This window comes from Craterilacuibacter sinensis (assembly GCF_009831765.1).
Taxonomy (GTDB): domain Bacteria; phylum Pseudomonadota; class Gammaproteobacteria; order Burkholderiales; family Chromobacteriaceae; genus Craterilacuibacter; species Craterilacuibacter sinensis.
Genome location: NZ_WSSB01000001.1, coordinates 457,262 through 471,828, shown reverse-complemented (window position 1 = coordinate 471,828; position 14,567 = coordinate 457,262). Strand labels below are relative to the sequence as shown.

General features: G+C 57.2%; 15 protein-coding genes and 2 tRNA genes. 8 read left to right on the top strand and 9 right to left on the bottom strand.

Annotated elements, in window-relative coordinates:
* Window positions 1-565 (top strand): pirin family protein (locus GQF02_RS02530; protein ID WP_160794583.1); only part of this gene is annotated, 565 nt, incomplete at its 5' end.
* 661 nt (window positions 566-1,226) lie between these two features.
* Here GQF02_RS02530 and GQF02_RS02525 read toward each other — a convergent pair.
* On the bottom strand, window positions 1,227-2,432 hold the full coding sequence (locus GQF02_RS02525) for a nickel/cobalt efflux transporter (protein WP_160794581.1): 1,206 nt from the start codon (window positions 2,430-2,432) through the stop codon (window positions 1,227-1,229).
* 107 nt (window positions 2,433-2,539) lie between these two features.
* Here GQF02_RS02525 and GQF02_RS02520 point away from each other — a divergent pair, with 107 nt between their 5' ends.
* A complete protein-coding gene (locus tag GQF02_RS02520; RefSeq protein ID WP_160794579.1) occupies window positions 2,540-2,815 on the top strand; it encodes a metal/formaldehyde-sensitive transcriptional repressor in 276 nt (91 codons plus the stop codon).
* A gap of 494 nt (window positions 2,816-3,309) precedes the next feature.
* On the opposite strand, the gene GQF02_RS02515 is transcribed toward GQF02_RS02520, so the two are convergent.
* The 4 genes from GQF02_RS02515 to GQF02_RS02500 form a co-directional block, all read right to left on the bottom strand.
* Window positions 3,310-4,008 (bottom strand): Rossmann-fold NAD(P)-binding domain-containing protein, encoded by a 699-nt coding sequence (locus GQF02_RS02515; protein ID WP_160794577.1) that lies wholly within the window; start codon window positions 4,006-4,008, stop codon window positions 3,310-3,312.
* Between the two features lie 11 nt (window positions 4,009-4,019).
* Window positions 4,020-5,045 (bottom strand): AraC family transcriptional regulator, encoded by a 1,026-nt coding sequence (locus GQF02_RS02510; RefSeq protein WP_160794575.1) that lies wholly within the window; start codon window positions 5,043-5,045, stop codon window positions 4,020-4,022.
* Between the two features lie 5 nt (window positions 5,046-5,050).
* Window positions 5,051-5,800, bottom strand: coding sequence for an SDR family NAD(P)-dependent oxidoreductase (locus GQF02_RS02505; protein WP_160794573.1), 750 nt, complete (start codon window positions 5,798-5,800; stop codon window positions 5,051-5,053).
* A gap of 392 nt (window positions 5,801-6,192) precedes the next feature.
* Complete coding sequence (locus GQF02_RS02500) at window positions 6,193-6,696, bottom strand: hypothetical protein (protein WP_160794571.1); 504 nt, start codon at window positions 6,694-6,696, stop codon at window positions 6,193-6,195.
* Between the two features lie 92 nt (window positions 6,697-6,788).
* Between GQF02_RS02500 and GQF02_RS15775 the strand changes: the two genes are divergently transcribed.
* Entirely contained in the window at window positions 6,789-7,691 is a 903-nt protein-coding gene (locus GQF02_RS15775; RefSeq protein WP_220789279.1) for a hypothetical protein, read from the top strand.
* 70 nt (window positions 7,692-7,761) lie between these two features.
* Window positions 7,762-8,097 carry a hypothetical protein gene (locus tag GQF02_RS02495; protein ID WP_220789278.1) on the top strand — a complete coding sequence of 112 codons (336 nt, stop codon included), beginning with the start codon at window positions 7,762-7,764 and terminating at the stop codon, window positions 8,095-8,097.
* 1,667 nt (window positions 8,098-9,764) lie between these two features.
* Here GQF02_RS02495 and GQF02_RS02490 read toward each other — a convergent pair.
* Complete coding sequence (locus tag GQF02_RS02490; RefSeq protein WP_160794567.1) at window positions 9,765-10,040, bottom strand: helix-turn-helix domain-containing protein; 276 nt, start codon at window positions 10,038-10,040, stop codon at window positions 9,765-9,767.
* Between the two features lie 89 nt (window positions 10,041-10,129).
* Here GQF02_RS02490 and GQF02_RS02485 point away from each other — a divergent pair, with 89 nt between their 5' ends.
* Both GQF02_RS02485 and GQF02_RS02480 read left to right on the top strand, forming a co-directional pair.
* Window positions 10,130-10,438 (top strand): hypothetical protein, encoded by a 309-nt coding sequence (locus GQF02_RS02485; protein ID WP_160794565.1) that lies wholly within the window; start codon window positions 10,130-10,132, stop codon window positions 10,436-10,438.
* Window positions 10,439-10,530: 92 nt separating this feature from the next.
* Window positions 10,531-10,758: a helix-turn-helix transcriptional regulator gene (locus GQF02_RS02480; protein ID WP_160794563.1), complete on the top strand. Its 228-nt coding sequence runs from the start codon at window positions 10,531-10,533 to the stop codon at window positions 10,756-10,758.
* Between the two features lie 67 nt (window positions 10,759-10,825).
* Here GQF02_RS02480 and GQF02_RS02475 read toward each other — a convergent pair whose 3' ends face one another.
* The 3 genes from GQF02_RS02475 to GQF02_RS02465 all read right to left on the bottom strand — a co-directional run bounded on the left by GQF02_RS02475 (window position 10,826) and on the right by GQF02_RS02465 (window position 12,158).
* Window positions 10,826-11,809 (bottom strand): tyrosine-type recombinase/integrase, encoded by a 984-nt coding sequence (locus GQF02_RS02475; RefSeq protein ID WP_160794561.1) that lies wholly within the window; start codon window positions 11,807-11,809, stop codon window positions 10,826-10,828.
* Window positions 11,810-11,954: 145 nt separating this feature from the next.
* Window positions 11,955-12,030: transfer RNA gene (locus tag GQF02_RS02470), tRNA-Asn, on the bottom strand.
* Window positions 12,031-12,067: 37 nt separating this feature from the next.
* Window positions 12,068-12,158: transfer RNA gene (locus tag GQF02_RS02465), tRNA-Ser, on the bottom strand.
* Window positions 12,159-12,357: 199 nt separating this feature from the next.
* Here GQF02_RS02465 and GQF02_RS02460 point away from each other — a divergent pair.
* Window positions 12,358-13,950: an NAD+ synthase gene (locus GQF02_RS02460; protein ID WP_160794559.1), complete on the top strand. Its 1,593-nt coding sequence runs from the start codon at window positions 12,358-12,360 to the stop codon at window positions 13,948-13,950.
* The gene (lolA, locus tag GQF02_RS02455) at window positions 13,950-14,552 is read left to right on the top strand and encodes an outer membrane lipoprotein chaperone LolA (RefSeq protein ID WP_124736343.1); all 603 of its coding nucleotides are present in this window, start codon (window positions 13,950-13,952) and stop codon (window positions 14,550-14,552) included. Before GQF02_RS02460 ends, lolA begins: the two co-directional genes overlap by 1 nt.
* Window positions 14,553-14,567 lie beyond the last annotated feature (15 nt).

Below are 14,567 nucleotides of genomic sequence, written 5' to 3'. Positions count from 1 at the left end.
CTCCGGCCTGATCCACTCCGAATTGCCCGAGCAGGAAGAAGGCCTGATGGAAGGTTTCCAACTGTGGGTGAACCTACCGGCGAAGAACAAGATGATCGCGCCCTTTTACCGCGATATCCCGCGCGAGGCGATTCCCGAATTCCGCACGCCGGAAGGCGTGACGGTGCGCGTGATCGCGGGCGTGAGTCATTGCACGGCCGGCGCTGTTCAACGCCCGGATACCGAACCGTTGTATCTGGACCTGCACCTACCCGCCGGCACGCGCTTCGAGCAGGCTATACCGGCTGGGCACAACGCCTTTCTTTACACCTACCGTGGTGAGGTTTCAGTGGCAGGTAAAGCCGTGGCGGACCGCTTCATGGCGATTCTGGCTAATGATGGCGCGGATGGCACGGTGATTGAGGCGGCACAGGATGCGCGTGTGATTCTGGTGGCAGGTGCGCCCTTAAACGAGCCGATTGCGCAGTACGGCCCCTTCGTGATGAATACCACCGCCGAGATCCAGCAAACCTTGCAGGACTATCGTGACGGCTTGTTTGAGACGGGGGAAGTGCAGTCCCTATAGGAGGGGCTTCGCACGCGAAATGCACTCGCGGCTGAAGCCGCTCGTCTCGTCGTCCTCCACGCCAGAGCCCACCACGGCCTGCCCGAGGCGTGCAGGGCACCGCGTCACATTCGCGGCCTGACGGCAGGGCTTCCACGAGAATTTCGCAGGCGGCACGGGTACTGACAACTTAACCAGACAGATAGCCTTAGTAAGATGTGACGATGGAATCGTCACTGTCACACTACCCGCATCATCGTTTTCCCGTAAAGGTCTTCAGCCATACCGTTTGGCTACATTGCCACTTTACCTTCAGCGTCCACGACAGTGAGGTGCTACTGGCGGCTCAATGCATACTGGTCAGTAACGAAACTATTCACCAATTGTTATTGAAGTTTGGCCTGGCTTTTGCCAGTCACTTGCGCAAACGCCAGCCTCAGCGAGATGATAAATGTCACCTTGACGAGATCTCCCTCACCATTCGCGGCAAATATCATAGGAATCGTCCCCAACCCAGGGGCCTACGATTGACGCACTCATCACTATGCGACCGAATGGATGTGGTCCTACAATCACTAACGCTCCAACATGGCGCTTGGCGGCATAACCCCGAAACAGAAGTCAGTACTTTTAACCAACTCTACTTCTCGCCATTGCTAAACATGGGGGGATTACCACCGTCTTAGGCAGTTATGCGTATCAAGCCTTGAATACCCATTACCGCCCCGACTACCATCATTAGGATACTGGACAGATAAGGCATCTTACGTGCGAGACTGCTTAGATTGCCGTCGACACGCTTACTTACTTGACGTGTTCCCCAAGCTGCGACCACACCAACACTGACCAAGGAAATGGCCAGGCCGATACTGAACGAAGCCACCATGGCAGCACCAAGCGTAAAGCGCTTCAGATGCAGGCAGATCATCAGGATGGTGACCGAAGCTGGGCACGGCATCAGACCACCTGTTAGACCAAACATCGCGATTTGTGCATTGTTGGCCTGCCGTCCGGCAAAGCGCCGCTGAATATCCTCAGCATGGGCGCGTTCGTGGGCATCCTGATACTCTCCGCTCTGCGTCAGCGCGTGTGCATGATCATGATGGCTGTGGTGGTCGTGGTCGTGGTCGTGGTCGTGGTGGTGGTGGTGGTGGTGGTGGTGGTGGTGGTGGTGGTGGTGGTCATGATGCCCATGGCTATGCTCGTCTTCGCTGAAAGTCACTTCGAAGCGGTGAGCATGGTCGCCATGACCAATGCTGAGAATCACTTCAAATTCATGGGGCTCAGGAATGAGTGCTCGCGACTCCAAATACTCTCCCTTTGCCTCTAGGGTAAAGACCTGCCGTGTGCCGTCTACACGGACCGTTTCTAGCTCGATGGTGTCATGTGACTTGAAAGGGGTGGGCTGCATGTGATGGTCGTAACCATAGAGGCGAAAGCGTGGCGGCACTTCCGCTTCAAAGACCTGTAGTTCAACCATGCCATGGCCGGTATTGATGATCCTCCCACCGTGCGGAGCATTCTTTTGTGCCTGTGCCGCCAACTCGTCCCAACGGGTACGCATGAACATCCAGATGGCAACTCCAATCACAATTACCCCAGATAACAGCATGAAATAGGGTTCAGCTTGCTCAGCAATCAGTTGGTTGCCGAATTTCAGGGCCAGGGCAGCTAGGAGCCAGACAATGAGTGAATGAGAGAGGGCAGCACACAGACCAAGCAGAATAGCTTGTCCGATAGTGCCACGAATAGCAATGATGAATGATGCCATCATCGTCTTGGAATGGCCGGGTTCAAGTCCATGCAGTGCGCCGAGTAGGATGGCTGTAGGAATGAATAGCCACAAGTTGGTTGATCCCTGCTGGATCATATCGGCAATGGGCGGCATGGAACACCTCAGATAAAATTGGGGCAGACTTAGTAAGCAATGCTGTATTGTCACCACTAAGTATACTATACCCCACTATACCAATTTGATGTCACTCAGGAAAACATATGGCGCATACCACCAAAGGCAAGAAGCAACTCCTCACCCGAGTTCGTCGTATCAAAGGACAGGCAGAGGGACTGGAAAAAGCCCTAGAAGCAGAGACTGATTGCACAGCCATCCTGCAACAGATCGCGGCGATCCGCGGCGCGGTCAATGGACTGATGGTAGAAGTACTAGAAGGTCATCTACGCGACCATCTGGGACCGGATGTCACCGATCCAAAGCAGCGCAGTGAAGATCTGGAGCAGATCGCAGGCATCCTGCGTTCCTATTTGAAGTAAGCGGCTGAACATGTACTTAGTACGTTTAAGCATCACTGCATCGACATAAAGAAAACAATGGGCTGGAAAGAAGAGTTACGCCACCACGGCGCCCTGCCTCATTGGGAGCAAGCACGCCACTCTCCAAGCTATTGTTACACACGATTAGCCCATGGCTGCTGGCGGGTTTGCTTTACCTGGGATCAGGACTTGCTGTTTACCGGTTCCTGAACCGGGTCGATGCGGTGAGCCTGCCAAGCACTGCAGCCCCGTGGCCTGTCGGTGCCGTTGTTTCTGGCGGAATTTCAGTGGCAGATCATCAGTGAGAAGGAATCTGAGTATTGGCTGTCATGAACAGCATGGCAGGAAGAGCTTGAGTTCGGCCAAAGCAGACTTTAGTGCCATTGCGTTAGCATGGCTGCTATCGGCCAAAAGCGGAAACTCGCCCACCCCAACAGCGGTCGGCTGCAAAGGTCGTTGTGGTTTCGGAAGCAGCCATTGCTATCTGATTGCTGTCATCTCTTTGAGTTAGCTTCTACTGATGAGTATGCAACTTCATAGATGGCGGCTGCGTTCAACACAGATACTGGCGCTCCCCTGCGTGCAATCTGGAGCATAGCCTGACCAATAACTTCGGTGGTTAGAACATGTGACGGGAACAGCTTCCGGCCAAAAGTGAGCAAGGGGCTCAAGACTTTATAGAAGATGCGATAGGAATCAGTCTTGGACACTGCATTGTTCAAGGGCTGAATAACTGCCGGACGCAAGACATACGCATGCTTGAATGGTAGGCGTAGCAGTGCGTTCTCCGTCTTACCCCGAACCCTGGCCCACATGCTTGAACCTTGTTCGCTGCTGTCTGCCCTTGCGCCCGATACGTAAACGAAACTCGCCTGCGGGCTGATGCTGCTAAGGCGCTCAGCCACCGCCATCGTGAGGCTGTATGTCAGCGCTGTGTATTTCTCCTCAGAGAGGCCCGATGCCGATACCCCGAGGCAGAAAAAGCAGGCATCCACGTTGCGCAGGTCATCATCCGTAATTTCGGATGTGTCTGTCGCAAAATTCGGACGCACCACCTGAACCAGTTTTGGATGGTCCAACAGCAATGCCGAACGACCGATGGAAACCACTCGTTCAACGTCAGCCGCAAGCAGGCACTCGCGCAGAACGCCGCCACCCACCATGCCGGTGGCTCCAAAAATAAGAACTTTCATCGTAACCGACCCTACCCATTCATTGAGCGATTCGCTAGATTTGCGACTCGCCACTCCGATGGCGTTTGTTCTTCCCACAGCCTGAAGGCTCGGAAGAACGAATTCTTGTCTTCGTAGCCAAGCAAATAGGCAACTTCAATGAGCGTCAAGGATGCGTCAGACAAATACTCAAGTGCCAACTGATGTCTTGTATCACTCACAAGGACCTGGAAACTGACACCTTCATCCGTCAGGCGCCGCTGTAGGGAGCGTTCGCTCATAGCCAGTTCTGCTGCGACCGAACGAATGTCCGGCCGACCGGCCGCCAATCGCCGGCGGAGTACCCAGCGGGTCTGCTCAGCAACAGACCCCGACACCAAATGCTGTTCAAGACGCCGGTCCAGTTCTGGAACAATAACCTCCAACAAGTCCCTGTTGTAAGTGACGAATCGCTTGTTGAGGTCATCTCGCCGGAAACTAATACGGTCTTCCGCGGTATTAAACCTAACTTGGCAGCCAAAATATCGTTCGAGCGCGGACCTCGATGCCTCAGGACGGGCCAACTCCAGCACGACTGGTATCAACCGTTCTGAAGTTCCTCTGCGGCCTAGCTCCACGAGCGACGCCATCGTGGCATCGACCAGGGAATATGGAATCGAATCAGGGGCAGCATGTGGCCAGCGGACAACGATGTCGCTGCGGTCACCATCCTCCGCGAGTACAACATCCTCGGGCGTGCACAGATGCTTGAACCGGGCCACCCGATTCAGCGCATCACGGAAGTCCCTCGCATGCTGAGCAGCGACGAAAGCCAAGGGCATGACAGCCCCATCCAGAACAGATGCGATGCGTAGCCCGATAGCGGCGTCTTGACTAACGGCTTCGATGGCGCGAAAGAGTGCGAAAAACTGTGCAGTGGAAATCTGCGTATCGTCCTTCAGCACGGTGAGCGGCAATGCCGCCCGGCGGACGACCTCAGCACGGTCGATTTGAACCCGCTTGAGGCCTTCCCACAGCGCGCCAGGCACCTTCATTTTGTCTGGAATAGAGCCGGTCATTATGCTTATTTGGCTTGGAAGCCACCATCTACGTTGAGAATGTGACCGGTGACGAAGCTGGCCTCGTCCGAGAGCAGCCAGCTGATGGCATTCGCTATCTCTTCTGGCTTTCCCACTCGCTGCATGGGGTGCATTGCTTCAAGTTCGGCGAGATTACTGTTCAACTGCTCTGCGATGATGTCAGTGCGGATAGCTCCGGGCGCCACACCGTTGATACGGATGCCTTGAGCCGCATGATCGAGTGCTGACGACTTAGTAAGACCAACCACCGCATGCTTGGTCGCCGCATAGGTTCCGCCCCAGGGGATGCCGTTCAGGCCGGCAATCGATGCCAAATTGACGATAGCCCCTTTGCCTTGTTGGAGCATTTGGGCAATTTCGTACTTCATACTGAAATACACGCCCATCACGTTTACTTCAAGCATGTCGCGGAAGTTCTGAGTCTCGGATTGGTTCAGCGAAGAATACTCGTTGAAGATACCCGCATTGTTGACAGCCATGTCGAGCCGGCCGAATTCAGCCACGATGCCGTCAATCATTGATTTAACCTTGGCTTCGTCGGACACATCGTTCTGTACGAAGCGAACTTGGGCACCGTCGCGTGCGGCTGCTGATACTTCGGCCAAGGCAACCGCGCCGACTTCTGCTCGGCGACCGCTCATGACGACGTTAACGCCTTGAGCGACGAGCTTGAGGGCGACAGCTTTACCGATGCCGGTGGCACCGCCGGTAATAAGGGCGACTTGTTTGGACATTGCCAACTCCTAGAGATGGTTAAACATACAGTGGGCACTTCGGAAGTGCATGTAAGGAGTATAGGAATAATGCCCTGACGACTATATGCGGAACGCGCCACCCTGCTAACAGAATACGCCAATATTAGTGTTTGACCAGTACGTGATGTCGTTCACCGCTATCACACCACCCATCAGTAAAAAAATAGTTAGCGTCCAAACCGAAATCGACCGGTTGCTGATGAAAGCCGACCTTCAATCGACTGCGGCACCAACGTCCGGATAGGGTCGGGAGCGGACTGTCCAACCAAGCGCCCTCAGTGTCCACTTTGGCCGAGAAGCCGTCTTAAGGTCAGAGGCTGAAATGCGGCCAAAGCAACTCCTCCCATCGCAGAGCACATCCGCACAACGATTCAGCTACCAACATCCTTCTTCATGCGCAGTTGCCGCCGCAAGTCACCGACTTGATCAACCAGTGCATCGTGTTGCGCCTCAAGCCTTAGCAATTGCTCTTTCCGTTCCAAAGCGATGGCTGACAACGAGGCGACCTGCTGACGTAGCAGATCCCGTTCATTCCCCAGAATTTCAACTTCAGCAGACCAGAGCGAGCTCATTTCATCCGCTTCGAGCAAGCGCCTCTGCAGTTCCGTAACCTCCAATCGTAATTCGACAGCTGCACGCGTGCGCTGCCCTTGCGCCCATGCGATCAACGTCTTGAGCACGGACTCGTCAAGCTCGATAAGTGACTGCTCGGATTCTTTCTTTTTCTTCCAGACACGCAGACCCTCAGTGATCGTTTCTTGTGCGCTACCACCTAAGTGATCTCGCATTGCTCGCACTGAAAGTTGGCGACTTTGCGTCTCAAACAGTGCGCATGCGTCGAGTACGGTTTCCAGCGTTAGGGGGATTTTTTTCATCGGATATCTCCAAATCATGTTGAACATATCCCGTGTAGACACTTGTTTTATACCGGAGCGTAGCTTCGTAACACGTCACATGACTGTTACGCGTGACGACAGTCAAAACCAATCCGGCTTCGGTGCGGGTGCGGGTGCGGGTGCGGGTGCGGGTGCGGGTGCGGGTGCGGGTGCGGGTGCGGGTGCGGGTGCGGGTGCGGGTGCGGGTGCGGGTGCGGGTGCGGGTGCGGGTGCGGGTGCGGGTGCGGGTGCGGGTGCGGGTGCGGGTGCGGGTGCGGGTGCGGGTGCGGGTGCGGGTGCGGGTGCGGGTGCGGGTGCGGGTGCGGGTGCGGGTGCGGGTGCGGGTGCGGGTGCGGGTGCGGGTGCGGGTGCGGGTGCGGGTGCGGGTGCGGGTGCGGGTGCGGGTGCGGGTGCGGGTGCGGGTGCGGGTGCGGGTGCGGGTGCGGGTGCGGGTGCGGGTGCGGGTGCGGGTGCGGGTGCGGGTGCGGGTGCGGGTGCGGGTGCGGGTGCGGGTGCGGGTGCGGGTGCGGGTGCGGGTGCGGGTGCGGGTGCGGGTGCGGGTGCGGGTGCGGGTGCGGGTGCGGGTGCGGGTGCGGGTGCGGGTGCGGGTGCGGGTGCGGGTGCGGGTGCGGGTGCGGGTGCGGGTGCGGGTGCGGGTGCGGGTGCGGGTGCGGGTGCGGGTGCGGGTGCGGGTGCGGGTGCGGGTGCGGGTGCGGGTGCGGGTGCGGGTGCGGGTGCGGGTGCGGGTGCGGGTGCGGGTGCGGGTGCGGGTGCGGGTGCGGGTGCGGGTGCGGGTGCGGGTGCGGGTGCGGGTGCGGGTGCGGGTGCGGGTGCGGGTGCGGGTGCGGGTGCGGGTGCGGGTGCGGGTGCGGGTGCGGGTGCGGGTGCGGGTGCGGGTGCGGGTGCGGGTGCGGGTGCGGGTGCGGGTGCGGGTGCGGGTGCGGGTGCGGGTGCGGGTGCGGGTGCGGGTGCGGGTGCGGGTGCGGTCAGCATGATGTGAACGAGCCCATCCAGACACAAGGCCGGATTCGCGTAACACGCGAATGACTTGTCGATATATGGAAGGTGCCCAACCTCGATCGGGAACGGTTGTCTGCGATGTTTACGCCAGTGTTCACTCGCGAGCATGAGCAACTGTTTCTGCTGCTCACGGATGCCGTGATAACCGGGCATCCGCAGCAGCGCCTCGATCAACGACTTCACACGCACAACATCAATGCCAGTCTGGCCGGTGCTGCGTATCGTCTCCTCCAGCCCTGCCTGCCACTCATCGAATGCACGCGACTGCAGTTGCCAGCTCCAGCTTCGTGCTCCGCCCTGTCCCTTCTCTTTTTGCAGCCGCACGAGCTGGTACTGTTCAGACCACGGCAAACGTTGGCGCTTGTCGTGCGCATCGAATAGTTTCTCACGTTGATGCACCGACCCTTTCCCCGGCGTCACCAGCAGCCACCATAAAAAGTGCTCTGGTTTGTTATCGTGCGGGTACATGATCAGCGTGCAATTCGCCAGCCCCTGGCGTTTGCGGTAAGCACGCCGGTTGCTGTTCGCGTCGATCTCATACAGCTCCGCAAATTTGTCTGCCAACGCGACAGCTTTACCCGCAGCGACGACTCCGCTTGTGTAGTAGCGGCTACCGCGCTGAACGGTTTCGAGGATGATGCGCATTGCGGCGGTCTTGCTTGCGGGAATGCGTAGAAAGTGTGAGCCGCGTGCGCTCGGCGGCGGGAGAATTTTGAGATACATAGCGTGCCTTTTTTGTTGATGACACGATGTGTAGCGACGCTTTTTATACGTTTTGCCGGACACGGCAAAACGCTGTAAATACGCGTGTGCAGTGAACTGGGCGCAGCGAATTCACAGCACACACATTGATGTTCCAATAGAAGCCAGTGCAGGAGGATGCATCCTGTACTGGCTTCGCGCTGTTAGCGACCGCCCGGTCGCACCGCCGATACCGGATACCTGCATTTTTTTGCAAAATCTTGCGAAAAAATGCGCCCGATGACGCTACGGTCTCTACACGAGGCAGGATCATGGTTATTTACAGTAGATATCACACGGGGTCGCCATCCCATTGCCGCCAAGCGGCAGGGGGTGCGCCAACGCCTCCTGTCATGTCTCTGCCCGTTGGGTGATCGCCAATCATTCGACGTTTTGCTTCCCGTCGCGCAGTGCTTTTAATAGAGCTCGCTGCGTGGCAACGGGCGCTCAAGATGCAAATCTTGTTCGACCCAATCGTTGGGGTGGAAGTATGTTGGGCGACGCGGACACGGACGCTTCAGTAATGAAGATCGATCCTGGCCATGTTCGAAAGCGGGTCTTAGTCCCGCCCTGGGGGTGCGAGTAATCGTACAACCGGTGCTGCACACGTAGGCTGCACGCACCATCGCAAGGTGGTGAGCCGCAGAGAAGAAATTCAGATGCGGTGGTACCCAGGAGCGCAAGCTGCTGGGATCGCTGGATAGCTTAAGCGTGTAACGGCTTCCACTAGGGAAGCTGTGCAGAGTGCTAGTAAGCCATCGATGCGCTGCAGTCGCATCGGGCCCACAGTTGGAAATCATATCTTGAGTAAGTCAGTGGCTATGGAACATCGCACGACCGAAATCGACGGGCAACCCCTGTGAAAGTCTTCAAGACTAGAGATATCGATGAGACAGTGGCGTACTTGTACGCAGTAGAAATGGTCTAACGCGGGAAGGTCTGGACGTAGTCTGGGTGGCACCAGGCTGTTGTTACGGCACTGCCGATAAAAAAGCGGTTTGTCAGACTGGGAGCGAAGTTGACTAGGTGTGGTTTTTTCACAAGCAAACTGGCGATGTGGCCGAAGTCGTTTGTCTTTTCTGAAAATAGAAGCCGAAAGACGTCAGGGAGCAAGTTGCAGTACAGATGCCTGGCGGCATCACATGGCAATATCGAGTACGGCTTTTGTTGGCGCAAAAGTCGACTCAGGACGTATCGTTTGACGACGATACAGACGGAAATACGCTCTGGCCTGGCAGTCAGATACGTATCATCCACATCATGAAATCATGCATTATTTTTAATCGGGCAGCTTGCCTGCCCGATTTTTACATATTCTTTTCTGCTGCCGCCAGCGATTGTGGCCGCAGAATTTCCCAAACCGGGATACCCAGCGCGTCCGCAATCTTCTCGATGTTCGCAAGAGAAAGGTTCCGGCGTTCACGCTCCACATGCGCAATGAATGTGCGGTGCAGCCCCGCGTGAAAAGCCAGCTCCTCTTGACTCCAGCCTAAACGAGCACGTAGTCCACGCATATTTTCAGCAAGTATCTTGAGCGATGTACACGGTTTTTCGTCGACACACTCAGCAATGGGATTTGGCATCGGCACAGGATCACCGATAGCATCTTTTAAGTCATCCGCTTTTAAGTCAGCACCTTTTGTGTCACAATTTTCGTTTTGGACGCAATCCTATGGCACGCAAGCTTGATCATATTTTTCTCAACAACAACACATCTGCTGTCAGCAGCGATCCGGTGGGCGAAAGATGGACGCTGAATTTGCACTATCACAATGCTCACCACCGCATCCCTCTGCCACGCGATGCCCGGCTTTGGTACCTGCGCGCAGAGGGTAAAATGGTTCTGAAAGGCATGCTCAATGGTGAAAGCACATGGTTCGAAATCCAGACCAGCATGCGACGCGCCTTGCAGCTTGCTGCGGTTTGCATGCTGAATCTTCACGTTGTCCCCTCCGCGCGTGACCGATACGTCTATGGCTGATGCAGGTAAACACCACGCAGCTTAGGCACATTTCATACCAAGAGGATAAAACGCACCGCTATACGAGGTTCACCAATAACAGGAGAACCTCGATGAACATACCATGCACCACAGCCAGCCCCATCCCTGCCAGCAAGTCGGATCTGGTCGAAACCCTGCTCACCACAGAAGACATGTTAGCCATCCTTAAAATTTCACGGCGCACACTAGACAGCTACCTCGCTGACCAAGTGATCCCGCCACCGTTCAAGATCGGCCGGCGTCTGTACTGGCACCGCGAGCAGATCGAGCGCTGGTTACGCCAGCAAGCTCGGCTCTGAGCCGTGCAATAAAAGAAGAAGCCCACCGGCAAGCCGGTGGGCTTCTTCTTTCTGTCCTGCCGCTATATCAACGAGGTCTGGCTCGCGCGAGCTTGCCGGCCAAGGTACCTGCGCGTAGGTGGGTGTAGCGCATCAACATGCTCAGCGTCTTGTGCCCGGTAATGCTGGCCACTTCCATCACTTCCAGTCCGTCCTCGAAAAGCTGACTGGTGGCTTCGTGCCGCGTGTCGTGAAAGCGCAAATCTTCAATGCCAAGACGGTCGCAAGCACGGCGGAAAGCGCGGGTGATCGAGTCTGGTTCGACATCAAAAATCAGCTCTCCACTACGCGGCAAGGCTTCGAGCAGTTCGACTGCACGCGGTGACAACGGTACCACCCGCGAACTGCCGTTCTTCGACATCTGGATCTTGAGTGCCGGAATCGCCGGCTTGTAATCCAGCCAGTGCAAGGCACACAGCTCACCACGGCGCATGCCGGTTTCTATCGCCAGTTGCAGGATGGCCTGCAAAATTTCGGAATCGGTTTCATCGAGGATACGTTGCAGCTCATCCCCTTCGAAGCGCCGATCGCGTGATTTCCCCACTGCGGGCTTACGGATATCGTCGCACGGATTGGAAAGGCGCTCGTAACCCCATTCTTTGCGCGCAACGGTATACAGATGACTCAACACCGCCAGATACAAGCGCACCGTGTTACCCGACAAACCGTCTGCCAGCAAGCGATCGCGAAACAGGGCGAGATCACGGCCGCGCAGTTCGGTGATGTCGAGCGCCGCGAACGACTCCAGTTGCAGGCGCTTGATGCGACTCAGTTCTTGCCGAGCGCCTTTTTTCTGACTGCTCACCTCTTCGCCGTAGCGTACCAGCGCAGCTCCAACCGACAATTCAGGGCGAGCCGTCGGCGCATAAGGACTGCGATCGAACTCGGACTCGACTTGCTGCGCCCAGCGCGTAGCCTGGTCTTTTCGGGGGAAATTTTTGGATAAGAGCGGATAACCTTTGCGACGGATACGAACCTGCCAGCTGTTACCACGTTTTCTGATGCTTGCCATGTGAACTCCAAATCGAATGTTGAAGTCACGTGTAGCGAGCGGTTTTATACCACTGCTCGACAGCCCACTATGCAGTCAGTGGGCCAAAATTGGGCCAAAACGCAAAAAGGACCTAGTCGAAAAACGACTAGGTCCTTGTAATGCTTGGCTCCCCGAGCAGGGCTCGAACCTGCGACCTGCGGATTAACAGTCCGTCGCTCTACCAACTGAGCTATCAGGGAACAACCTTGGATAACCGCTACGCGCTTATCTGTAAACTGGCGGAGAGAGGGGGATTCGAACCCCCGTCAGGATATTATCCTGAACACGCTTTCCAGGCGTGCGACTTCAACCACTCATCCACCTCTCCAGTTCCTGCTAGTGATTCGCGTTGCGTTTCGTTAGCAGAGGCTGCGCATTGTATAGACGGTGATTGGTTTGCGCAAGCCGTTTTTTAGAAAAATTTCAAAATAAATGCACAACAGCGTTAAGCGCCCGTCAGCAAACGCAACAACGGCGTGCGATCAGGTAAAATCGCCCTTTTCACAGACCACGCTGCACACTCCTTCATGCGCATAGCCCTTGCCCAGTTCAATCCGGTTGTCGGCGATATCGCCGGCAATACCCAAAAAATCCTGGACTTCGCCCGACAGGCCATGGCTGCCGGTGCCGATGTACTGGTCACGCCCGAGCTGGCGCTGACCGGTTACAGCCCGGAAGACTTGCTGTTGCGCGACCATTTTTACCGCGCCTGCAGTCAGGGCATGGACGAACTGCTGGAGCTGGACGGCATTACGCTGGTGATCGGCCACCCGGTCAGGCTGGGCAACGAGACATTCAACGCTGCCACCGTACTGCGTGACGGCAACCGTCTCGGCCAGTATCACAAGATGCTGCTGCCTAACGATGAAGTATTCGATGAGTGCCGTTATTTCACGCCCGGCGCAGCGCCCCTGGTCTTCGAGCAAAACGGCGTCAAGCTGGGCGTGTTGATTTGTGAAGATGTGTGGTCGGTCGAGCCGGCCGCCGAAGCACAGGATGCCGGCGCAGAGGCACTGCTGGTACTCAATGCCTCGCCTTTTCACCGCAACAAGGTGGCTGCACGCCAGGAGATGGCGCGCTACCGCGTACAGGAAACCGGCCTGCCGCTGGCCTATGTCAACCTGAACGGCGGGCAGGATGAGCTGGTGTTTGATGGCGCCTCGTTCGCACTGGACCGCGACGGCGCAGTCTGCGCACAAGCTGCCGCCTACTGTGACGAGTTGCTGCTGATCGACTATATCGACGGCGACTTTGTCAGCAGCCGCCATGCCGCGCTGCCGGACGCTACGGCCAGTGTCTATCAGGCGCTGGTTACCGGCGTACGCGACTACATCGGCAAGAACGGCTTCCCCGGCGCCCTGCTCGGTCTGTCCGGCGGGGTGGATTCGGCCTTGACGCTGGCCATCGCGGTGGACGCACTCGGGGCGGACAAGGTGCATGCGGTGATGATGCCGAGCCGCTACACGGCGGATATTTCGCTGACCGACTCGCGCGATATGGTGGCGCGTCTGGGCGTGAAGTATGACGAGATCGCCATCTGGCCGATGTACGAGCGCTTTACCGAGGCGCTGGCCCCCTCTTTCGCCGGCCTGCCACTGGATGCTACCGAAGAAAACCTGCAGGCTCGCATACGCGGCACGCTATTGATGGCGCTGTCCAACAAGGGCGGCAAGCTGGTACTGACCACCGGCAACAAGTCGGAGATGACGACCGGCTACTGCACGTTATACGGCGATATGGCCGGCGGCTTTGCCGTGCTTAAGGATGTGGCCAAGACGCTGGTTTACCAGTTGTGCGAGTGGCGCAACCTGCAAGGCGCGATCATCCCCGAGCGCATCATTACCCGTCCGCCTTCGGCCGAGCTGCGCCCCGACCAGACCGATCAGGACAGCCTGCCGCCTTACGATGTGCTGGACGCGATTATGCAGCGCTATGTGGAAGGCAATCTGTCGGCAGCCGAGATTATCGCCGACGGCTACGCCGAAGCCGATGTACTGCGCGTGGTACGCTTGCTGAAAATCAATGAATACAAACGCCGCCAGGCACCGGTAGGCCCGCGCATTACGCGCCGCGCGTTCGGCAAGGACTGGCGCTACCCGATCACCAACCGGTTCAGCTAATGAAAATCCTGTTTATTCCGCTCCTGGCCAGTCTGGCGCTGCCGGTTCATGCCGCAGCCATCGCCCAGCTCAAGGCCTTTGTCGCCGGCACGCAAACCGTGTCGGCCCAATTTGAGCAGACCGTGACCAACCAGAGCCACCGCGAGCAGGCACATGGCACGCTGGAGATCTCGCGCCCGGGCAAATTTCGCTGGAGCTACGCCAAACCGTTCGAACAGGTAATTGTCGGCGACGGCAAGCGGCTGTGGATTTACGACAAGGAATTGGCACAGGTCACCAGCAAACCGCTGGACAGCGCGCTAGGCTCCAGCCCGGCGGCGCTGCTGGCCGGCAACAATGCCATCGAACGCAACTACATCCTGAAAGAAGCCGGCAAGGAAGGCGGTCTGGAATGGCTGAGCGCCACGCCGCGTCAAGCCGACAATACCTTCCAGTCGCTTAAAATGGGCTTCTCCGGCAATACACTGCAAGAGATGCGCTTAAGTGACAGCTTCGGCAATACCACGCTGATCCGTTTTGTTGCGGTCAAAAAAAATCCGGCCATTCCGGCCGGAAACTTCAACTTCACCCCGCCTAAAGGGGTAGATGTGCTTAGCGAGTAACCCTCTGTGGCGGCA

Bases quoted from the DNA above. Each gene is read 5' to 3' on its own strand.
- GQF02_RS02525 (WP_160794581.1), bottom strand. From the start codon at position 2,432: ATGCCGCCCATTGCCGATATGATCCAGCAGGGATCAACCAACTTGTGG.
- GQF02_RS02520 (WP_160794579.1), top strand. From the start codon at position 2,540: ATGGCGCATACCACCAAAGGCAAGAAGCAACTCCTCACCCGAGTTCGT.
- GQF02_RS02515 (WP_160794577.1), bottom strand. From the start codon at position 4,008: ATGAAAGTTCTTATTTTTGGAGCCACCGGCATGGTGGGTGGCGGCGTT.
- GQF02_RS02510 (WP_160794575.1), bottom strand. From the start codon at position 5,045: ATGACCGGCTCTATTCCAGACAAAATGAAGGTGCCTGGCGCGCTGTGG.
- GQF02_RS02505 (WP_160794573.1), bottom strand. From the start codon at position 5,800: ATGTCCAAACAAGTCGCCCTTATTACCGGCGGTGCCACCGGCATCGGT.
- GQF02_RS02500 (WP_160794571.1), bottom strand. From the start codon at position 6,696: ATGAAAAAAATCCCCCTAACGCTGGAAACCGTACTCGACGCATGCGCA.
- GQF02_RS02490 (WP_160794567.1), bottom strand. From the start codon at position 10,040: ATGCCAAATCCCATTGCTGAGTGTGTCGACGAAAAACCGTGTACATCG.
- GQF02_RS02485 (WP_160794565.1), top strand. From the start codon at position 10,130: ATGGCACGCAAGCTTGATCATATTTTTCTCAACAACAACACATCTGCT.
- GQF02_RS02480 (WP_160794563.1), top strand. From the start codon at position 10,531: ATGAACATACCATGCACCACAGCCAGCCCCATCCCTGCCAGCAAGTCG.
- GQF02_RS02475 (WP_160794561.1), bottom strand. From the start codon at position 11,809: ATGGCAAGCATCAGAAAACGTGGTAACAGCTGGCAGGTTCGTATCCGT.
- GQF02_RS02460 (WP_160794559.1), top strand. From the start codon at position 12,358: ATGCGCATAGCCCTTGCCCAGTTCAATCCGGTTGTCGGCGATATCGCC.
- lolA (WP_124736343.1), top strand. From the start codon at position 13,950: ATGAAAATCCTGTTTATTCCGCTCCTGGCCAGTCTGGCGCTGCCGGTT.